Origin of the sequence: Metabacillus sp. cB07 (assembly GCF_016839225.1) — a bacterium.
Classification (GTDB): Bacteria; Bacillota; Bacilli; order Bacillales; family Bacillaceae; genus Bacillus_P; species Bacillus_P indicus.
Genome location: NZ_CP069296.1, coordinates 1,586,368 through 1,604,381 on the forward strand (window position 1 = coordinate 1,586,368; position 18,014 = coordinate 1,604,381).

Genomic DNA, 18,014 nt, shown 5'->3' on the forward strand with positions numbered 1-18,014 from the left:
ACAAGTATTACACAAGTGTTACAATAGGGTTGTAATTAGATGAATGAACCCACAATCGGATGAATCCGATTTTGAAAGGAGATAAACTGCGTTGACTGAGCAAGGCAATAGTCAGGCGGATCTGCGGAAATTAAAGAAAAAACGCTTAATCCGCATCAACGTTTTCTTTTTCTTTGTGTTTTTGCTGTTTGTAGCACTTATAATCCGGCTTGGTGTGGTGCAGATTGTCCAGGGAGAGGAATTCTCCAAGGAAGTCAGCCGCACAGAGTCCAACTATGCCAGTTTCCCTGCACCCCGGGGTAAGATGTATGACAGGAACGGAAATGTCCTTGTTGAGAACATTGGCGTAGACGCAATTACGTATACGGTTGAAAAAACAACCAAAGCAAAAGACAAGCTCGAGACTGCTGCGAAACTGGCTTCATTAATTGAAGTTCCATCCGAATTTCTGAAAGAACGGGATTTGAAGGACTACTGGGTGGCAGCGAACCCGGAAGATGCAGCAGACCTTTTAACCGAAAAGGAAAAATCGAAAAAAGGCAGTGAAACCTATAAGCTTCAGATCGACCGGGTACCCGTAAAAGAACTTGAAGCATTAAAGGCTAATCCTGCAGAACTTGAAATAGCGGCACTTTATACCCGTTTTTCATCCGGCTATGCCTATGAGCCCCAAATTGTAACAGCTACAGGCCTGACAAAAGGCGAAGAGCTGACAAAGGACGAGCTGACCCGCGTGGCTGAAAATCTTGAAGATCTGCCAGGTGTGGATATCATCACAGACTGGAAACGCTCCTATCCCAACGGCGACCTTCTGACAGGGGTTTTCGGCAGTGTGACAACTCCTAAACAGGGAATTCTTGAAGCAAGAAAATCATATTACACAGCCCGCGGCTATGCCCGCAACGAACGGGTTGGCCGAAGCAACCTTGAGTATCAGTACGAAGACTATCTGAATCCGAGAAAATCTAAAGTGCAATATGTGACGGACACAAGCGGCAATGTCATTTCCGAATCGGTCATCGACGAAGGAAGACGCGGCTATGATCTAAAACTGTCCTTTGACCTTGAGCTTCAGAAGCAGCTCGATCAAATTGTTGAACAAGAACTGAAAGTCGCCCGAGGAAAATCCGGAAATTACCTCGTGGACAGAGCCTTTGCGGTCATGATGGACCCGCATACAGGCGACGTGCTTGCCATGTCAGGGAAGAAGTACAGTTTTGAAGAGGGGAAGATGAATGACTATATCATCGGAAACTTTACATCCCAATATGAAATAGGTTCTACCATTAAAGGGGCTACTGTTCTCGCCGGATACCAGAATGGAATGTCGATGGGAACTGTTTATAATGATGCTCCTATCCTTATAAAGGATACAAAACCAAAAAAATCAGTGCGAAATATGGGACCGGTAAATGAAATCACGGCTCTAAAGAGAAGTTCTAACGTCTACATGTTCAGAATTGCATTCGATATTGCTGGAGAAAATTATGTACCTAACGCACCATTTAACGCATCTTCTGCAGATTTTCAGAAGATGAGGAATTACTATAGCCAGTTCGGATTAGGCGTTCCAACAGGTATTGACCTCCCTAATGAGGCAACAGGACAGCAGAATACACCTCCGGATGCAGGTATCCTGCTAAACATGGCAATTGGACAGTATGATACCTATACACCATTGCAGATGGCGCAATATGTTTCAGTAATTGCAAACGGAGGCTATCGAGTTGAACCTAGGATTGTGACTAGCATTCATTCACCAGATGAAAATAAGCAGCTTGGTCCAGTTGTGACTGAACATGAAGCAACCATCCTTAATAGAATAAATAACACACCTGAACAGATCAGACAGGTTCAGCGCGGTTTTGAAGCTGTCACTAAAACAGGCGGAACGGCGGCAGGTTACTTTGGAGACAACGATGTTGCAGGTAAAACAGGTACTTCGCAAACACTGTATTATGGTGAGCAAAGCAAGCGGGCCTATTGGGGAACAGAAACAAACAACCTCGCTTTTGTAGGATATTATCCTGCTTCAAACCCTGAGGTTGCTATAAGTGTCATTGTCCCTTATACAGGCAAAACCGCTGCACATCCAGTTAATAAACTTATCGCCAAGCGCGCAATCGAAGCCTATGCAAACCTTGATCCTAAACCGCAGAATCAGGATGCAGACAGTTCGGCTGATGTCTCTTCGCAGGAAGAAGCCGGGCAGGAATAACAGGCAGACTCCAGCTTTCCTTCACAGGAAGGCTTTTTTCTTTGCCTTTTTTTCTGAAATCAGAGTAGCCCATTATATAGTAGGAAAAAATAGGGTAAATCAAAGAAATGAGGGATCACATGGGATTTTACTCTCCTGAAAACATTCAGCTTATGAAGAGGTTTCCTGATCTTGCGCCTGAGCTTTATCAGTCATATACTGCATTCAGCAAAGCAGTGCTGAGTGACGGTCATTTAACGAAAAAGGACAAGGAAATCATTGCTGTGGCTGTTTCTCATGCAACGGAATGTCCTTACTGCATTGATTATCATACGAAAAAAGCAAAGAAAGAAGGGGCAAGTGCGGAAGAATTATTTGAAGCAGTCATGGTCGCGGCTGCAATTGAAGCAGGCGGCGCATATGCTCATAGAATGCAGATGCACAGGGCATACGACGGTAATGCTGCAGATGCCTTTTATAAAAGCTCGGATCTTGCAGATTTAAAAACGATGAGCGATTTGACTCCGGAAATCGGTGCTTCGGCCCATGCCTTTTTTTCTAAGGCAATGACTGCCGGCAAGCTATCTGCCAAACAAAAGCAGCTGATTGCAGTGGCGGTGGCGCACACGTCAGAATGCCCATACTGCATTGCCTCCCATACAGCAGGTGCTAAACAGGAAGGCTGCTCTAAGGAAGAACTGGCGGAAGCCGCTATGACAGCAGCACTATTAAGGTCAGGCGGTGTTGTCACACATGCGGTAAATATGCTGAAATCCTTCGAGGGTGAAAACGAAAAATCTTCACATAATTGAAGCGGACATGCCAAAACTAAGATAAGTCAAAGGAGGGAAGAACATGTCTAAAACAAACAAAAACGATGCGGATCAGAAAAACAAAAAAGGGTTTGACTCAAGCAAAACGGACTCTGAGTTCAGCAATGAGCTTGGCAGTGCCGCTTCAAACCGCGCGCACAAAGAAAAAGCAAAAAAAGAAAAAGCTTCAAAAAATGCAGGTGAATATAAAGGTTAAAAGCAAGCCGGATCTCAAGCCGGCTTGCTTTTTTGATAGCTAGAATGACAGCGATCCTTGCATAACCCGGAAAAAAATTAACTTTTTCAGGAAATCTTAAAGGAATTTTGAAAGACAGAATCGAATTTTGTTAAGTAAAATCGAACGTTCTGCAGGCGAAGGTCATCTGCTTCCTTGTTTCTTCCTTTTTCTCCTCTCAGGCTCCCGCATGACGATCATTTTGACTGCTGTTTCCCAAAAGCAGAAAGCACGGAATTGTGTTGTGATTCACATTTTAAGGGGGGGCAATGCATGAAGCAGGAAACAGAAAGCGAATATCAGGTATTGCCGCAGGCAGAGCTGTTTGCAGTGATGAACGACAGCGGCAGGTTTCAGTTTGTGTCTGCAAACAGCGAGGAGCACCTGGGCTTTAAAAGCAGTGAAATGATTGGCACCGTATTGAAGGAATATGTTCATAAAGATGATCTTTTTTTAGTGGAGAGCTATTTTTACAATGAACATCATCTTCATCCTTGCACCTTTCGTTTCATGTTAAAGAATGAAACCTATATATGGCTGGAAGCTGATATTGATTTTATAAGAGCTGCAGCTGCAGAGGAAAATCAGATTATTCTCAAGCTGAAAATTCCGAAAACAAGCCGGCATGGAGATCCGTCCAGGCGTGTGCAGCTGAATAATCCCTTTTTAAGTGAAGAATCACAGGAAATCAGCATTCATGCGACAGAGCTGCTTAAAAAAACTGCCATGTCCCCTGTTTATATCCCAGAAGGGCCAGCTTTGCTATGTCAATCAGGCCCTTATTGACCTGCTTGGAGGATCCTCAAAAGAAGATCTTCTTGGGAAAGATGTTCTTGATATCATCGATCATGATTACCATGACATTGTAAAAAATCGCATACAAAGAATGCAGCAGGGCTCCTATGTCGGCCTTATCGAACAAACGTGGAGAAGGCTTGACGGAACACCTGTAGAAGTGGAAATTAAAGCGGCCCCCGCCATTTATAAAAACAAGCCGGCGGAACTGGTCGTTCTAATTGATATTTCATCACGCAAGAAGTTCCAGAAAATTCTTCAGAAAAGCAGGGAGCGTTATCAGCTCCTGATTCAGAATTCCATTGATACCATCGCTGTTATTCATAGAGACAAATGGGTTTTTATTAATGAGTCTGGAGTAAAGCTTTTTGAAGCTTTAGACTACCCTGATATGCTCGGCAAAAACGTCTTTGCCTTATTGGAACAGGAAGATCATGAACAGGTGAGGGAAAAACTCCGCAGTATTGTCGAAGAGAAATCTGAAGTGGAAGTAACGAAGCAATCCTGGCATACATACAACGGCAGCACAATTTATACGGAAATGGTCTGCATTCCCACCACGTATTTTGGCGAACGGGCCGTTCAAGTGATCTTAAGGGATATTTCTGACCGGAAAAAGGCAGAGGAGCTCATGCTTCGCTCTGAAAAACTTTCCGTTGCAGGACAGCTTGCAGCCGGAATTGCCCATGAAATCCGCAATCCGCTGACGGCTATCAAGGGATTTCTGCAGCTTATGCATTCTGCAAACCGCCACGATCAAGGGTACTACGAAATTGTCTTTTCTGAGCTGAACCGAATTGAACTGATCCTGAGTGAACTGCTGATGCTTGCAAAACCTCAGGAAAGGGTCCTGAAAAAAACGGACTTAACTGCTCTTGTAAGTGACGTTGCAACGCTGCTTGAAACGCAGGCAATCATGAATAATGTCATCATACAAACCGTTCCCCAGGAAGAAAAACTGTTTATCCACTGTGATCAGAACCAGCTGAAACAGGTGTTCATTAATCTGATTAAAAATGCGATTGATTCCATGCCTAAAGGAGGGACCATTCAGCTTCGTTTCGAAAAAGCGGAAGGTTTCATTTTTGTGCATGTGAAAGATGAAGGGGAGGGAATACCTAAAGAAGCCCTGAAAAAAATCGGCGAACCCTTCTACACGACGAAAGAAAAAGGAACAGGCCTTGGATTGATGATCACATATAAGATCATTGAAAATCATAAAGGCAGCATGAGCATTGAGAGCACGCCTGGAATGGGCACGGTTTTTACACTGAAGCTGCCTGAAGCATAAAAGGCAAAAAGCCAGCGAAGCATGTAGCGTCCGCTGGCCAATCTTACCTGCTTTTTATATAGTGTTCAAACCGGTCCATCGCCTCCTGAAGCTGTTCAAAGCTGCAGGCATAAGAAATACGGATGTATCCTTCCCCCAAAGCAGAAAATGCACTCCCCGGCACTACAGCCACTCCCCCATCCTTTGCAAGCGAATAGGCAAAATCAAAAGAAGAGGCATTGAAATGCTTGATGCTCGGAAAAATGTAAAAGGATCCGTCCGGCTTTTCAGTCGGAAGCCCCATCTCCGTTAATCTCCTGTACACATAGTTCATTCTTTTTGAATATTCACCGTTCATAGGTGCTGCATCGTTTTTGCCTGCTGTAAGAGCCTCCAGAGCAGCCTTTTGCGAGATGGAGGACGCACAGGATATGTTATATTGATGCACCTTCAGCAAATGCTTGCTGATGGCAGCCGGCGCGAACACAAACCCGATTCGAAAGCCGGTCATGCTGTGTGATTTTGAAAGTCCGTTTATGACGATTGTCTGATCACGCAGGTAAGACGCAATCGAACGGTGTTTTCCATCAAAAACAAGTTCGCTGTATATTTCATCTGACAGAACGAAAAGATCTTTGCCTTTCAGCAGTTCGGCAATTTTCATCAGTTCTTCCTCATCAAGCGTAACGCCTGTAGGATTGGATGGATACGGCAGGACGACACAGCGCGTTTTTTCAGTCAGATGTCTGCTGATCAGTTCTGCCGTTAATTTAAACCCGTGTTCTGTTGTATCAGCGTGCACCGCTTCAGCTCCGCAAAGTGAGATGATTGGCTCATAGCCGGGATAGACCGGTCCTGGCAGAATGACTTCGCTTCCCGGAGAAAGGATGGTCCTGAATGCAATATCAATGGCCTGACTGGCTCCGGCTGTTACTATCACTTCATCTTTTCCTTGATAAGTTAGCCCATATTTTTCTTTTACAAAGGCAGCGGCAGCTTCTCTGAGTTCGGGGTAGCCCGCATTGTGGGTATACGTGGTAAAATCGCTCTCAATCGCCTCGATGGCGGCCTTTTTCACATGAGCTGGAGTTAAAAAATCCGGCTGGCCGATTGTGAGTGATATGGTATCCTCAAATTCGGAAACCATATTGAAAAACTGGCGGATGCCAGAGATCTGAATGTTTTTAACCTGCTGATTAATAAGGTGCTCCATCATGTTCATCCTTTTTCTATGTAATCTAATAACGTGTTATTATACCATCATACACAATTATTCCGTCAAATTCACCCATTCTGCGCGTGTTTAGTAACATAGTAAGAAGGGTAAAAGTCAAAAATATATTTATCTACAAAGAAAGATGTGACAGAATGATACGTACATTAGCCGTTCAATCCAGCGGGGAGGTTGTTTATGACCTGCCCCTTAAAGAACTGAGAAAACCCGAAATAAAATGGTATTGGGTCGATTTCCAGGATCCTACCGCAGATGAAACGAAACTGCTGAGCAAATTCTTCCGCTTTCATCCTCTAGCCATTGAAGACTGTGTGGAGTTTGTTCAAAGACCGAAAATTGATACATATGACACCTATTTGTTTGTTGTCATGCATGCCATTCAGCAAAAAACTCTTGAAGCTGAAGAACTCGATCTTTTTATTGCGAGGAATTACGCGGTTACTTTTCATAAAAAGTCGATAAGGGATTTGAATAATATCTGGTTTAAAATGAAAAAGGACGAAGGCTTAAAGGAAGGGGGGCCTTCCCTTTTGATGCACCAGCTGATGGACCAGCTGGTAGATGAATATTTCCCTCCTGTCTATAAGCTTGAGGACTTGCTGAATGAAATTGAGGAGAATACGAAGGATCTGACAATCAGCGAATTGATGGAAGGTGTTTTTGATATCCGCACAGATTTGTATAAGCTGAGAAGAACAATCATTCCAATGCGGGACCTGCTGTACAGGATGATCAGTTCCAGCAGTCTTAAAGCCTATATCAGAGATGAGATCTATTTTCAGGATATATACGATCACCTGCTGAAGCTTGTTGAAATGATTGATGCGAACAGGGAGCTGAGCGCAGATATCAGGGACAGCTATCTGTCCATCAGTTCAGACAGAATGAACAGAGTCATGATGACATTGACGGTCATCTCGTCCATTTTCCTTCCGCTGACATTTATTGCAGGGCTTTACGGAATGAACTTCCAGTACATGCCGGAGCTTACCGGCAAATATAATTATTTTATTGTTGTGGGCATCATGGTGCTGATTGCAGCCGGAATGATTTACTTTTTCGCGAAAATGGGCTGGTTCAGATATCATAAAGGAACAAAGCTATAACGCACATACACGCTGCCTTCGGGCAGTTTTTTTACGTTTAATTAAAAGAATGAAGAGGAAAATCATAGTATAATAAAGGAAAAGACTGAGGCGGTGGATGGTTTTGAAAAGAATTGCTGTTATTGGCCAATCGGGAGAGATACCAGCTGAAGTGCGGGCAATAAGTGAAGAAGTGGGAGCTGAAATTGCCAAGCGAAATGCCGTGCTGCTGACAGGCGGCGGAAGCGGAGTGATGGAAGCGGCGTCCAAAGGGGCAAAAGAAGCGGGAGGTCTTGTCATCGGGATTCTTGCAGGAGATGAGACTCATGTTGCCAACGATTACCTGGACGTTCCGATTACGACGGGCTTATCCTTTGATTACAGAAGTCTTGTGCTGGTTCATTCCTGTGATGCGATCATTATGATCAGGGGAGGAAATGGGACATTGGGAGAACTGTCTGCTGCCTATATGAATAAAAAGCCTGCCGTTGTCATTGAAACATCCGGAGGGTGGGCGGCGAAGCTGAAGGAAGCCGCATTTGAAGGAGCCTATCTTGACGAGCGCCGGACCGTGGAAATCCACTACGCGAACTCAGCAAAAATGGCAGTAGACAGAGCCTTCTTAAGAATCGAACATCCGCTTGATGAAATGAAAAATACAGGGATTATCGGGGATTAATAAAAGATAAAGCGGACGTGCTGTTTGGCCGTCCGCTTTTTCTGGTTATCTGCTACAAGAAAACGAAGCAATCCGCTGCGTGTCAATTCCGAAATAGACCCATCTGAATTGGCGGGGTCTCCATCTGTACCCTGCGACGGATGTTCTGCCGACAAAGGTCGGGTAAAACCAAAAGCTGTTTCCATTGTTAAGCCAAACGTACGTAAAGCGGAAAAGACATCCGCTGATGGCTCCCGGGTCTACTGCAAAAAGTGATGGACTTTGCTGGGGGATCTGGCTTGGAGGGGGGCCTGTCGGTGCCTGCGTTCCTCCGCCTCCAAATCCTGGCGGCGGACCTGGCGGCATGCCTCCTCCAGGACCAAAGCCTCCTCCAGGACCGAAGCCTCCTCCCGGAAAACCTGGAAATCCCTGACGATCGTATGGATTGTACATATTCACATTCCTCTCCTCATTAGCCTACAACTCACAGTATGCATCAGCGGGTAAGGAAGTGAATGGAAATTCTGGGCTTTGCTCAGCACAACGTAAAAAGGAACGCTTCATCTGAGCGTCCCTTTTTGCGTTGGCACATTAATATCCGAAATCCCAATCCATTTGCTCCTGCCAGACAGCGAAATGAAAGGGGGGAAGAATCATCGTTCTGCCATTCACTTTACAGCTGCACGAGTCTGAACCCGCATTCTCTTTCAGTTGCACATATATTTCTTCAGGAATATCCTCAAGAACAGTCATATCCTGATTTTCATGAAACAGCAAAACGGTTCCCACCGAAAAAACACCTTCTTTTACTAGAGATCAGTCAAAAAACACATTTAGAATTCTACCATGTTTTCGAATGAAATCCGCGGCTGAAAAGAAGATGTCATAAAATCGCCAAATCGAAATCGTTTACAGGAAGTTTAAAGGTGTTTTTTCATTTTGTACTGAATGAAGAGCATGGGATCAATAGACACGTAATGCTCAGTTATAACCGAGTAGCCCCTGTTCATGAAAAAGGTCCGGGCTGTTAATCCCGTACTGAGAGTGACCTTTTTGTGGCCCGAATCTCTTGCCGTTTTCTCCAGTGCCTCAAGAAGGGCGGATCCGGTTCCCGTCCTTTGATGGTCTTTATGAGAATATAAAAAATGAATGTCTCCGTTATGAGTCAGTGTGCCAAATCCTGTAATTTTTTTATTTATTACAGCAAGGAGAGTCGTGTTCACTGTCAGCAGGTCACCCCAATTTTCGTAGTGATCAAGTCTTTTTGGAGCAAGTGCATGTATATGATCAGATGAATAGTCTCTTCCATTAATTTCACAGACTGTATCAATATATAAGTTAATAACTTCTTCAAGATCCTTTTCTTCAAATAATCTAATCTTCATCAGCACCACCAAGTATGTTTAATTTTTCTGCACGCGCATCTTTAATTAAATCGGTTAACCAGGCAAGTTCTGCTTCTCCATGCAGTATTGATCCTCTAATTAAGTGAATAACAGCTCTCGGAAGCTTCTTATATAAGTCAAGTATTCCTTTAAGCTCTGTCACTCTCTTCTTTGTAAGCTCCACTCTCTTTTCAAGAACATCTGCGACTTCCTGAGGATTGCTGTGGAGAGTAAAAGCAACGCCCGTAAAAAGAGGATGATACAGATTTGAATCGCTCGACAGTTCGTCCAGAATCAATTTGTGAAAGAGTTTTTTCCCTGATTCGGTAATCGAATAGATCGTTTTATCAGGCCTGTTCGTATCTTTAATAATGTCAACAATTTCAATATGCTCTTTCTTGTAAAGCTGTTCCACTGCATAATACAAGGAGCCTTTCTGCAGTTTCATAAAATGGTCCATATGTCTTTGTTCCATAATCTGCTTCATTTCATAGGGATGGGCATCCTGTTCCATTAAAAGCCCTAGTATGACCAATTTCATTGACATACAGCATACCTCGCTTTACCGAAGCTGGTGGATCTTGATCAGCTTACTTAAATTATATAGTCTAGTTTGACCATTTAGCAACGATTTTACATGAAGGTTCACTAAATCGATAAAAGGGAAAGATATCGGTGGAAATGTAAATGAACCATCTATCTATTTTCTGTTCTATCCTGTAAAATAAAGTGTTTGAAAAAATAGTTCCTTTATGGAGGAATACGTGTGCTGCAAATGATGAAACCTTTATTGGTTAATATTACAATTCTTTTTTCCCTTACCTATAATGCGAATCTGTTTTTTCCGTTTCATTCAACCCAGAAGCAGGCATTAAAACAGAAAATCATTTATGGGCTGATCAGCTCATTCGGCGCTCTTCTTTGCATGGCGTATCCGATCGAAACACTCGGTGATACGAATTTTGATTTGAGAATGGTTGTTGTGATGATTGTCACCCTGTATTCCGGTTTTCTGTCAGGTGGAATTGTTCTTATTGTAACATGCTTTGCCAGATTTTTAATCGGCGGAGAATTCTATCAGATCGGGATTGCTGTTACAGTCTTTGCTTATGTTATGGCACTGCTGTTCAGGAAGGCGTTTCTTCAGTCAAGCAATAAATACATGTTTGGAAGCATCATTTTTGCCGTTTATTTTGCTGTCTATATTTTGATCATTTACTCTAAGATCAATTTTCTGGGACTTCCTTTTTACTTTGTCTATTTCCTGACCTTTTACTTTTCATGTATTTCGATGATTTATATTATTGCAAGCCTCATAAAAACAAATAAGCAGTTTGATGAAATGGTTTATATGGATAAACTTACGACAATTGGCCAAATGGCAGCAGCTATTGCCCATGAGATCCGCAATCCAATCACTACGGTCAGAGGATTTATCCAATATATCCAGCAGAATACAGCTGATGAAAATCTGAAGAAGTTTTCACCTTTGATTTTAGAAGAACTGGACCGGACAAACAAAATTATTACAGATTATCTGCTGCTGTCAAAGCCCGAAAATCGTGAAATGACGAAGATTGATATAGATGATGTGCTTATCGACAGCATTGAGCTGCTGAAACCGCTCGGGTATTATTCCAATGTCAGCCTGACTTTCAAATCTGACGGAAGAAATGCCGTATACGGGGACATCCATCTCCTTAAGCAGTCTTTAATGAATGTGATTAAAAATGCAATTGAATCCATTGAAGACAGCGGGGAAGTAGAAATAACCAAAACAACGAATGATGCAGACGGCACCATCAGCATTGCCATCAGTGATAACGGAAAAGGAATGACGGAGGAAGTAAGAAAAAAACTCGGTTTGCCGTTCTATACCACAAAATCAAAAGGCACCGGTCTTGGATCGATGATTACAAACAGGCTGATCAGGGAAATGGGCGGCACAGTCGAATACGAAAGTGAGCTTGGAAAGGGCACCTGCGTAATTATCAGCCTTCAGTTATATCAGGAAATGATTCACTGAAGAGAAGAAGGAGAAACGAATATTCGGAGAGAAAGTATAACGGAAAAGGGGGAGACTGGAGATCACATGTTTTCTTTTCTCATGCAGGCACTAGCCGTTGCCGGTGCCATTTTCTTGTTTACAACCCTGTATATTGTGATTCGAATGATTAAGAAGCAGTAAAAAACCCAGTTCAAGCTGAACTGGGTTTTTTGTATTGGACTCCCGTAGCTTACCGGGCGATTCCGCATTTCTTATTGTCCAGCTACATCGCCCAACTCCTCTGCCAGAACGGAACCGTCGGCAAAGGCAAAAAGCGCCTTCACCGCCGTTTCCTTATCTGACTCCCGTAGCTTACCGGGCGATTCCGCATTTCTATCTATATACTATGTGAAATAAAATTAGCAAGAAACAGCACTGCGATGATGTAAAGCGGCAGGGCCACTTCGTTTGTGCGTTTCATGGCAAGTTTTAAGATTGGATAAGCAATGAATCCAAAGGCCATTCCGTCTACGATGCTGTAGGTAAGGGGAATGAGTGCAATGATCAAAAAGGCCGGAAAGCTTTCCGTAAAATCTTTCAGATCGATGTTCTGGATATTCTGAATCATCAGCCCGCCGATTAAAATTAAAATAGGGGCAATTGCACTGTCTGGAATCAATTTAAGATACGGCAGAAAGAACAGTGATCCTAAAAACAGGAAGCCTGCTGTGATGGCAGTCAGTCCTGTGCGTCCGCCTGCCTGAATTCCTGCAGCTGTTTCGACCGTGCTTACTGTTGGACTAGTTCCGAATAAGCCAGCTGTAATGGCCGAAATGGCATTTGCCCTGAGCGAACCGCTGTACCTGTCTTGTCTGCTGATCATATTGACGTGTCCGTGAACAAGGCCGATGTTTTCAAACACGATGACCATCGTGAGTGAGAAAGTGGCCGTCCAGAATGCGAGATCTGCCATCTGATTAAATGACATGGCGCCAAAAACCTGAGTATACGACGCCGCAGAAAAGGAGGTCCCGCTGCTTTGAGAACTGTCAATCAAGCCAAATCCTGCAGCAATGGCTGAACCGGCAAGAATGCTGATCAGGAAGTTGCCCGGAATGTTCCTGGCAAACAGCACAATTGTAATGATTAATGTTATCAGCGTAACGAAGACATGGGGATCTGTAAAATCACCAAGTTTGACGAACGTCGTCTCGCTTCCGGTGACAATTCCGCCTTTTTGCAGACCGATAAACGTAAGGAATATCCCAATTCCGACCGTAATCGCTTCTTTCAGCGAGTCCGGTATGGAAGCGCTGATGATGCCGGAGAGCTTCGTGAATGCAACAAGTGCAAAAAGAAGACCTGAGACAAAAACGACGGCAAGACCTTCCTGCCAGGAAAGTCCCATAGAACCGCAGATGGTGTAGGTGAATAACGCATTCACCCCCATCCCTGGAACTAGAATAATCGGTGTTTTTCCAATAAAGCCCATTAGTACACAACCTGTGAAAGAGGTAAGAATGGTGGCGATAATGCCTGCTTCAATCGGAATGCCTGCGTCTGCCAAGATCGCTCCGTTAACGGCTACGATATAGACAATCGTAAAAAAGGAAATCATTCCTGCGAGCAGCTCTTTCTTGACTGTCGTGTCATGCTGTTCAAGCTGAAAGTACTTATGCAATTTTTAACCCTTCCTTAAAAAGTAACCCTCGACCCAACCCGTACAACCGGCATCAGCCGATTCACATATAGCATTATACCAAGAGGGAAGACTTTGTGCATTATCTTTATTTGTCATTTTCTGTGAGAGGCTTTTTAATCATGACTCTTATTAAACAGACAGGAGCTCGTTCACGTTAATTTTTTGTAAACGGGCAGGTGGCGGCTTCCTGTTTAAAGAAGATAACCATACAAAAAGAAAACGGAGGATGCAAAATGGCACACTTAGAAAAGCCTGAAACGATTAGCCTTCAAAAGGATAGGGCCTGGAAACTGTACTTGTCGCTCCCTATTTTGTCATGGGCGCTTTATGATTTTGCGAACACTATTTTTTCATCTAATATTACAACCATTTTCTTCCCTTTTTATCTGCAGGAAGTCATTGGCGCAAACGAAAGACTGGACCAGATTGCAAGTTCATTTATATCCTATGCCAATGCAGCAGCAAGCTTCCTGCTCGTTCTGTTTTCTCCGCTGTTCGGCGTATTAATTGACAGATCGGGTAAAAAGAAGGCATATATTATTCCTTTTACCTTAATAACCGTGCTGTGCACCATTCTTATGGGGGTTTTTGGAATGACAGAGTTTTCTTATACGCTCTTTGGACTCCCCGCTGGTTTAGTGTACGTTATTTTGCTCTTTATCATGGCGAAATTCTTTTACCATTCAAGCCTGATCTTTTATGATACGATGATTTCTGATTTAGGCACCGGCAAGCAGATTCCTTTAATATCAGGATTCGGTGTTGCGGTAGGGTATGTTGGGACTCTTGTCGGTCTCAGTGTTTATCTGTATGTTGGAGATTCAGGCTTCCACAAGGCATTTATACCGACAGCCCTTCTTTTTTTAGTCTTTTCCCTTCCGCTTTTTTTCTTTGTAAAAGAAAAGCCCTTAGCGGGTAAACCTGAAAAGACGGGATTTTTCGATGGCTACAGAGAAATTATCCGTACATTCAAAGAAATAAGAACGTATAAAGCCGTTTTTTTATTCATGATTGCCTATTTCTTTTTAAACGATGCCATCGCCACCGCAGTAGCGATGATGGCTGTTTATTCAAAGGCCATTGTAGGGTTCTCATCAGGTGAATTTATTTTGCTGTATCTTGTCTCAACGGTGGCAAGCATAGCCGGATCTTTTCTTTTTGGATATATTACAAAGGCATCAGGAACGAAAAAAAGCATCATGTATGTAGGAATCATCCTGGTCATAGCGCTGGCTTTTGCGGCATTTGCTGTTAATGCAGCCATGTTCTGGGTTGCTGGAAGTTTGTTCGGAGTTTCTCTTGGAGCTATGTGGGTCACGTCAAGAACGTTTATTGTGGAATTGACGCCGGAAAACAAGAGGGGACAGTTCTTCGGCCTTTTTGCCTTTTCCGGGAAGGTGTCATCCATTGCAGGACCGCTCCTTTACGGAACCATCACACTTGTTCTCGCTGATTACGGTGATCTTGCAAGCAGGATTGCCATTGGCTCACTGATGATTCTTGCAGGCATCGGGCTTGCTGTCCATATGTTTGTTCCTGACAATGAAGCGTAAGCCTGAGATTTCCTCAGGCTTTTTTTCATTGTCCGGTTGAGAAAGATCAAATTGTTCCGATATATAAGGTATGTGTAACTATAGAGAGGAAGAAAACGATGCAGCAGACAGAGATATTATTGGAAAGCGGCACGAATGAACTTGAAATCGTTGAATTTACTGTAGCGGGACTAAAATTCGGGATTAATGTCATTAAAGTGAAGGAAATCATCCAGCTTCAGACTATGACAAAAGTGCCTCATGCCCATCCGAATGTTGAAGGCATTACTGAGCTGAGAGGGGAAGTTCTGCCTGTAGTGAATACAGCAAAAGCACTTGGTCTTGGGGAGAATCCAAATTCTTCTGCAGACAAGCTGATTGTGACGGAATTTAATAAGCAAAAGGTCATCTTTCATGTGCATGGGGTCACTCAGATTCACCGGATTTCATGGAGCCTGATTGAAAAACCGTCCCGGCTTTACCAGGGTCTTGAAAGTCAGATTACAGGAGTCGTGAAGTGGAACGGGGAAATGATTCTTCTGCCTGACTTTGAGAAACTGATTGTTGAGATTAATCCGGAATCGGGCATTCACTTAAATCAAATAAAAAAGCTCGGAAAGCGCGAACGGTCAGATAAGAAAATCGTCATCGCAGAAGATTCGCCATTACTCAGAGGGCTATTGCATGATACTCTGCAGGAAGCGGGATTTGTAAATCTGGAATTTTTTGAAAATGGCAAAGACGCACTGGACTACCTTCAAACGCTCTGCAGCAGCGGCGGTGCATTAAAAGATGAAGTGCAGCTGGTGATTACAGACATTGAAATGCCGCAAATGGACGGCCACCATCTGACGAAGCGCATTAAGGAGCATACGGCGCTTGCGGTTCTGCCTGTTCTCATTTTTTCTTCGCTCATAACAGAGGATCTTAAACATAAAGGTAGAAAAGTCGGGGCGGACGGACAAGTAAGCAAACCTGAAATTGCTGAGCTCGTTTCCATGATTGATCAATATATTCTTTAGGGCTGCAGGATGAAGAAAGAGGCCTTTCCATATGAGGAAAGGCCTCTTTCATATATCTCTTCAATAGCTCTCGCCCAAGCGTTTAAATACAGGTTTTTTGTATGTAGGTGCAGTTTTATTGGGGCGGTTTGAAACGGTCTCCTTTATGCCGACATACTGCTGAAGCAGTGCTTTTGCTTTTGCCAGGGATAAATGTATTTTTGGATTTCGGTATGACTGATTCAGTGAACCGAGATGTGGGAGATTTTCGAAGTCATCTTTAGTGGGAGGCATATGAAAATAATATTCTCCGGCAGATATAAGAACGTCTGACTGCTGTTTGCTGTTTTTAGGGTTATTGGAAAAGTGTAGTCCTTCTTTTTTTGCTTTTCCTTCGGTTAAGAGTTTTTGAAGGGCACGTTTCTTCAGCATATATAAAAATTTCGGGTCTGGCGCCGTCTTAGCATGCCGGTTTACGATATAGATTGCTTTTGCTACATTATCTGTCGTTGGTTTAAGCGGCTGATTTCGCTGATCGTCCATTTTCTCTCTCCTTTGCACATTTATTCGCTTATTCTAAATTATACGTTTCCAGGTGTAAAATGCAAACTTAATCTAAAATCAATTACCCGTTTTCCCGGTTTTCGTTCATCAGCTGACGATCTGAAAACGAATCCATGATCTTCAGGAAATAATCCGCATAAACAGGATCCCATTGTGTGCCGCGTCCTTCTTTAATAATGGAGAGCGCTGTCTCTGACGGCATTCCGCGTCTGTATGGTCTGTCAGAAGTCATTGCGTCGTATGCGTCCGCAACGGCCATAATCCTTCCGAAAAGAGGAATATCATTTCCTGCGAGTCCTTCAGGGTATCCATGACCGTCAAACCGTTCATGATGATATTTGACGCCTGGAATGAGAGGCCGGAGCATTTCAGCAGGCTGTACACTTGAGAGAATGCTTGCACCAATAACCGGGTGTTTTTTAATTTCTTCATATTCTTCCATGGTCAAGCGTCCTTCTTTCATAAGGATGCTGTCTTTAATGCCGATTTTGCCGATGTCATGGAGAAGCGCTGATTTCCTCAAGTCATCAAGAGTTTCTTCACATAATCCTGCTTCCCTGCCAATCATAACGGAATATTCCGCTACTCTGATGGAGTGGCCAGCGGTATTAGGATCTCTTGCATCTAGTGCAGAGGCAAGTGTTGTATACAAACTTTCCAGAAGCTGATTATTGATCTGATCACGCTCTTTAAGCCCGCGTATCATTTTATTAAAACCAGCGATAACCGTTGCAAATTCATCCGAATAAACCTCATTCCGGTAATGGAATTGCCCCTGTTCAACCTCTGCCATGCCCTCCTGAAGCTTCTCAATAGGTTCAGAAATGTTTTTGAACAGCAAAAAAGAGCCAAAAACCGCAAATAGCACAGACATAATGACAATCAGCATGGACCAGCTCCAATATTCAGGCAATCCCGGAGCCACACCTTCCTTAAAACGCAGCTGTGAAGCCAGAGCAAACAGCAGCAGCGGGTATACACCAATGTAGATGGCGCTGAACATGACTTTGGACTTTAAAGAGATGGGGATTTCCCGGTCAGGCACAAGATCCGTCCCATAAAGCATAAGACCTTTATTGCGGAGGGTAATAAGCATAGGCTTCACCGCTTTGGAACATAAAAAGAATTCAATGACGCTGTGCATGCCCGCAACTAAGAACGTGACTGCAAAAGCTGGAAGAATGTATGATAGCGGGATATTCAGCAAGTTATTTTTTATTAGGCACATTCCAAGCAGAACCGCAGGAACAGAAAAGCCAAAAAGATGAGGACCTAAAATTCTGTATACGCTTAGAAGCGGAAAACGGTGTGCCTGTCTGAAAGCAGCATCAAGCGTGTCCAAAGAGGTATCTCTGTCTTTGAAAACGTTTTTGATCGGAGCAATGTGTATTCGGAAGAGAGCCCATTCACAAAGGCTCATGCAGATAACCGAACACAAGAGCAGCAGCATCAGCAGCATGACTTCTGATGCTGAAATCGTAAGTGTAGTAAAAATAAGAACGGAACCCACGCCAAATACAGCCAATAAAGACGCAGTAAAATTATGAATGATCAACT

Annotated in this window: 18 protein-coding genes; 10 read left to right on the forward strand and 8 right to left on the reverse strand. The window is 43.5% G+C overall.

Features of this window, described 5'->3' with window-relative positions; translation table 11 throughout:
• The first annotated feature begins 91 nt into the window (after positions 1-91).
• The 5 genes from JOJ89_RS07925 to JOJ89_RS07945 all read left to right on the forward strand — a co-directional run bounded on the left by JOJ89_RS07925 (position 92) and on the right by JOJ89_RS07945 (position 5,330).
• Positions 92-2,218 (forward strand): peptidoglycan D,D-transpeptidase FtsI family protein, encoded by a 2,127-nt coding sequence (locus JOJ89_RS07925; RefSeq protein ID WP_203290065.1) that lies wholly within the window; start codon positions 92-94, stop codon positions 2,216-2,218.
• 119 nt (positions 2,219-2,337) lie between these two features.
• Positions 2,338-3,009 (forward strand): carboxymuconolactone decarboxylase family protein, encoded by a 672-nt coding sequence (locus JOJ89_RS07930; protein ID WP_203290066.1) that lies wholly within the window; start codon positions 2,338-2,340, stop codon positions 3,007-3,009.
• Between the two features lie 43 nt (positions 3,010-3,052).
• Positions 3,053-3,226: a hypothetical protein gene (locus JOJ89_RS07935; RefSeq protein WP_168713759.1), complete on the forward strand. Its 174-nt coding sequence runs from the start codon at positions 3,053-3,055 to the stop codon at positions 3,224-3,226.
• 291 nt (positions 3,227-3,517) lie between these two features.
• Positions 3,518-4,030 (forward strand): PAS domain-containing protein, encoded by a 513-nt coding sequence (locus JOJ89_RS21365; protein WP_203290067.1) that lies wholly within the window; start codon positions 3,518-3,520, stop codon positions 4,028-4,030.
• The gene (locus tag JOJ89_RS07945; protein WP_203290068.1) at positions 3,942-5,330 is read left to right on the forward strand and encodes a PAS domain S-box protein; all 1,389 of its coding nucleotides are present in this window, start codon (positions 3,942-3,944) and stop codon (positions 5,328-5,330) included. The genes JOJ89_RS21365 and JOJ89_RS07945 overlap by 89 nt, the downstream gene beginning before the upstream one ends.
• Positions 5,331-5,373: 43 nt before the next feature.
• Here the strand turns inward: JOJ89_RS07945 and JOJ89_RS07950 are convergent, their stop codons facing one another.
• A complete protein-coding gene (locus tag JOJ89_RS07950; RefSeq protein ID WP_203290289.1) occupies positions 5,374-6,522 on the reverse strand; it encodes an aminotransferase A in 1,149 nt (382 codons plus the stop codon).
• Between the two features lie 155 nt (positions 6,523-6,677).
• Between JOJ89_RS07950 and corA the strand changes: the two genes are divergently transcribed.
• Positions 6,678-7,649, forward strand: coding sequence for a magnesium/cobalt transporter CorA (gene corA, locus JOJ89_RS07955; RefSeq protein WP_203290069.1), 972 nt, complete (start codon positions 6,678-6,680; stop codon positions 7,647-7,649).
• A 97-nt stretch (positions 7,650-7,746) separates the two neighbouring features.
• Positions 7,747-8,307 (forward strand): TIGR00725 family protein, encoded by a 561-nt coding sequence (locus JOJ89_RS07960; protein ID WP_234703364.1) that lies wholly within the window; start codon positions 7,747-7,749, stop codon positions 8,305-8,307.
• 45 nt (positions 8,308-8,352) lie between these two features.
• Here the strand turns inward: JOJ89_RS07960 and JOJ89_RS07965 are convergent, their stop codons facing one another.
• The 4 genes from JOJ89_RS07965 to JOJ89_RS07980 form a co-directional block, all read right to left on the reverse strand.
• Positions 8,353-8,739, reverse strand: a complete 387-nt coding sequence (locus JOJ89_RS07965; RefSeq protein ID WP_035318995.1) for a hypothetical protein — start codon at positions 8,737-8,739, stop codon at positions 8,353-8,355.
• 138 nt (positions 8,740-8,877) lie between these two features.
• Positions 8,878-9,075, reverse strand: coding sequence for a hypothetical protein (locus JOJ89_RS07970; RefSeq protein WP_029281600.1), 198 nt, complete (start codon positions 9,073-9,075; stop codon positions 8,878-8,880).
• 131 nt (positions 9,076-9,206) lie between these two features.
• Positions 9,207-9,671 carry a GNAT family N-acetyltransferase gene (locus tag JOJ89_RS07975; RefSeq protein ID WP_203290070.1) on the reverse strand — a complete coding sequence of 155 codons (465 nt, stop codon included), beginning with the start codon at positions 9,669-9,671 and terminating at the stop codon, positions 9,207-9,209.
• Positions 9,661-10,218: a PadR family transcriptional regulator gene (locus tag JOJ89_RS07980; protein WP_029281597.1), complete on the reverse strand. Its 558-nt coding sequence runs from the start codon at positions 10,216-10,218 to the stop codon at positions 9,661-9,663. Before JOJ89_RS07980 ends, JOJ89_RS07975 begins: the two co-directional genes overlap by 11 nt.
• 228 nt (positions 10,219-10,446) lie before the next feature.
• Between JOJ89_RS07980 and JOJ89_RS07985 the strand changes: the two genes are divergently transcribed.
• A complete protein-coding gene (locus tag JOJ89_RS07985; protein WP_203290290.1) occupies positions 10,447-11,697 on the forward strand; it encodes an ATP-binding protein in 1,251 nt (416 codons plus the stop codon).
• Positions 11,698-12,055: 358 nt separating this feature from the next.
• Here JOJ89_RS07985 and JOJ89_RS07990 read toward each other — a convergent pair whose 3' ends face one another.
• Positions 12,056-13,339 carry an NCS2 family permease gene (locus JOJ89_RS07990; protein WP_029281593.1) on the reverse strand — a complete coding sequence of 428 codons (1,284 nt, stop codon included), beginning with the start codon at positions 13,337-13,339 and terminating at the stop codon, positions 12,056-12,058.
• Between the two features lie 254 nt (positions 13,340-13,593).
• On the opposite strand from JOJ89_RS07990, the gene JOJ89_RS07995 reads away from it, so the two are divergent.
• On the forward strand, positions 13,594-14,913 hold the full coding sequence (locus tag JOJ89_RS07995; protein WP_203290071.1) for an MFS transporter: 1,320 nt from the start codon (positions 13,594-13,596) through the stop codon (positions 14,911-14,913).
• Between the two features lie 98 nt (positions 14,914-15,011).
• Positions 15,012-15,914: a chemotaxis protein gene (locus JOJ89_RS08000; RefSeq protein WP_203290072.1), complete on the forward strand. Its 903-nt coding sequence runs from the start codon at positions 15,012-15,014 to the stop codon at positions 15,912-15,914.
• Positions 15,915-15,974: 60 nt separating this feature from the next.
• On the opposite strand, the gene JOJ89_RS08005 is transcribed toward JOJ89_RS08000, so the two are convergent.
• A complete protein-coding gene (locus tag JOJ89_RS08005; RefSeq protein ID WP_203290073.1) occupies positions 15,975-16,436 on the reverse strand; it encodes a YkyB family protein in 462 nt (153 codons plus the stop codon).
• A gap of 82 nt (positions 16,437-16,518) precedes the next feature.
• Positions 16,519-18,012, reverse strand: coding sequence for an HD domain-containing phosphohydrolase (locus JOJ89_RS08010; RefSeq protein ID WP_081414059.1), 1,494 nt, complete (start codon positions 18,010-18,012; stop codon positions 16,519-16,521).
• Positions 18,013-18,014 lie beyond the last annotated feature (2 nt).

What these genes read in the sequence shown, in the direction of transcription:
- JOJ89_RS07930 (WP_203290066.1), top strand. Translation starts at nt 2,338, where the DNA reads ATGGGATTTTACTCTCCTGAAAACATTCAGCTTATGAAGAGGTTTCCT.
- JOJ89_RS07935 (WP_168713759.1), top strand. Translation starts at nt 3,053, where the DNA reads ATGTCTAAAACAAACAAAAACGATGCGGATCAGAAAAACAAAAAAGGG.
- JOJ89_RS21365 (WP_203290067.1), top strand. Translation starts at nt 3,518, where the DNA reads ATGAAGCAGGAAACAGAAAGCGAATATCAGGTATTGCCGCAGGCAGAG.
- JOJ89_RS07945 (WP_203290068.1), top strand. Translation starts at nt 3,942, where the DNA reads ATGCGACAGAGCTGCTTAAAAAAACTGCCATGTCCCCTGTTTATATCC.
- JOJ89_RS07950 (WP_203290289.1), bottom strand. Translation starts at nt 6,522, where the DNA reads ATGGAGCACCTTATTAATCAGCAGGTTAAAAACATTCAGATCTCTGGC.
- corA (WP_203290069.1), top strand. Translation starts at nt 6,678, where the DNA reads ATGATACGTACATTAGCCGTTCAATCCAGCGGGGAGGTTGTTTATGAC.
- JOJ89_RS07960 (WP_234703364.1), top strand. Translation starts at nt 7,747, where the DNA reads ATGGTTTTGAAAAGAATTGCTGTTATTGGCCAATCGGGAGAGATACCA.
- JOJ89_RS07965 (WP_035318995.1), bottom strand. Translation starts at nt 8,739, where the DNA reads ATGTACAATCCATACGATCGTCAGGGATTTCCAGGTTTTCCGGGAGGA.
- JOJ89_RS07975 (WP_203290070.1), bottom strand. Translation starts at nt 9,671, where the DNA reads ATGAAGATTAGATTATTTGAAGAAAAGGATCTTGAAGAAGTTATTAAC.
- JOJ89_RS07980 (WP_029281597.1), bottom strand. Translation starts at nt 10,218, where the DNA reads ATGTCAATGAAATTGGTCATACTAGGGCTTTTAATGGAACAGGATGCC.
- JOJ89_RS07985 (WP_203290290.1), top strand. Translation starts at nt 10,447, where the DNA reads ATGATGAAACCTTTATTGGTTAATATTACAATTCTTTTTTCCCTTACC.
- JOJ89_RS07995 (WP_203290071.1), top strand. Translation starts at nt 13,594, where the DNA reads ATGGCACACTTAGAAAAGCCTGAAACGATTAGCCTTCAAAAGGATAGG.
- JOJ89_RS08000 (WP_203290072.1), top strand. Translation starts at nt 15,012, where the DNA reads ATGCAGCAGACAGAGATATTATTGGAAAGCGGCACGAATGAACTTGAA.
- JOJ89_RS08005 (WP_203290073.1), bottom strand. Translation starts at nt 16,436, where the DNA reads ATGGACGATCAGCGAAATCAGCCGCTTAAACCAACGACAGATAATGTA.